Origin of the sequence: Mycobacterium arosiense ATCC BAA-1401 = DSM 45069 (assembly GCF_002086125.1) — a bacterium.
Lineage (GTDB): Bacteria > Actinomycetota > Actinomycetes > Mycobacteriales > Mycobacteriaceae > Mycobacterium > Mycobacterium arosiense.
In genome coordinates this window covers 1-977 of sequence record NZ_MVHG01000211.1, presented here as the reverse complement: position 1 = coordinate 977, position 977 = coordinate 1, and the positions used below count along the sequence as shown (strand labels likewise).

General features: G+C 64.6%; 1 pseudogene. It reads left to right on the top strand.

Features of this window, described 5'->3' with window-relative positions:
* The first annotated feature begins 74 nt into the window (after positions 1 to 74).
* Positions 75 to 975: pseudogene (locus BST14_RS31320) on the top strand (IS5 family transposase).
* Positions 976 to 977 lie beyond the last annotated feature (2 nt).

Sequence of the window (977 nt, the reverse complement as noted above, 5' to 3'; positions counted from 1 at the left end):
CTAGGGGGTGTCTCCCATATGGCGACGGGGTTTGAGGTGATGCTGTCGGTGTGACGACGGCTTCGCGGTATCGGTTGTTCAATGACGCTCAGTGGGAGTTGATTTCGGGGTTGTTGCCCTCCAACCAGGGGCGGCGGGGTCATCCCTTCGGTGATGACCGACGCGTGGTGGAAGGCATCATCTATCGGTATCGGACCGGGATCCCGTGGCGTGATCTGCCGCGATCGGAGTTCGGGCCATGGCAGACGGTGTGGAAACGTCACCGTCGCTATGCCGGTGATGGCACCTGGGACCGCGTGCTGATGCAGTTGTTGGCGATGGCCGATGCCGAGGACCGGCTGGACTGGACCGTGTCGGTGGATGCCACGATCAACCGGGCCCATCAACACGCGACGAACACGACCCGTCCTGACCAGGACACAGGGGGCTGGGTCGAATTACACGAATCTGCCGCTGGCCGAGTGTGAACCCGCAGGTCATGGCATCGGACGCTCTCGAGGTGGGTTGACCACCAAGATCCACACCGCCGTCGACGGTAACGGCCGCCCACTGGCCGTGGTGGTTACCGGCGGGCAACGCAACGACCAGGCGATGCTGGCCAGTGTGCTCGAAGAGATCGTGGTACCCCGCCGTGGCGGGCATCCACGTTCGCGTCCCGACGCGCTGATCGCTGACCGTGCCTACTCCAGCGGCGCAGCACGGCGGATGCTGCGTCGCCGCAAGATCACCGCTGTCATCCCGCAGAAAAGCGACGAGATCGCCGCGCGGACCCGCCGCGGCCGCCGTGGTGGGCGACCGCCGGCATTCGACGAGATCCGCTACAAGCAGCGCAATCTCGTCGAGCGATCCTTCGCGCTACTCAAACAATGGCGAGCACTGGCCACCCGATACGACAAACTCGCCACTGTCTACCGCGCCGCCGTCGTCCTCAGCGCATGCATCATCTGGACCCGCCATATGGGAGACACGTCCTAGCG